This is a genomic window from Acinetobacter sp. 766875 (assembly GCF_000582055.1).
Taxonomy (GTDB): Bacteria; Pseudomonadota; Gammaproteobacteria; order Pseudomonadales; family Moraxellaceae; genus Acinetobacter; species Acinetobacter nosocomialis.
On record NZ_JEXX01000066.1, the window covers coordinates 1 to 342 of the forward strand.

Consider the following 342-nt stretch of genomic DNA (forward strand, 5'->3'; position numbering starts at 1 on the left):
TAAGCCATACTGAATCGTATTGCCGGTCTTGGTCACTTTCAGGTTAGTTTCACCTGCAACCGTACCAATGTCTACCGTATCACCAGCTTTTACTGCAGCGGCATTGGTACCATTGCTTTGTAAAGTCCAGCCTTTGTCCAGTGCAGTGATCGCATCGCCCACGTTATTGACGTTGTTGCCATTCACAGTATAGGTCGGTGAGCTTACTGCACCTGTAGTGCTATCATAGCTTGCACCACCACCCAGATTGTTGGCTGTACTGTTGCCCAAGGCATCAGTCTTGTTGTTGCTTGATGTGCTTAACGCATCAAGCTGACCTTTGTTTACTGCATCGGTTGCTGC

At 48.2% G+C, this 342-nt stretch carries 1 pseudogene; it reads right to left on the reverse strand.

Annotation, left to right across the window (positions count from 1 at the left end):
• Nucleotides 1-342, reverse strand: a pseudogene (locus J576_RS20290) (hemagglutinin); the annotation flags it as partial.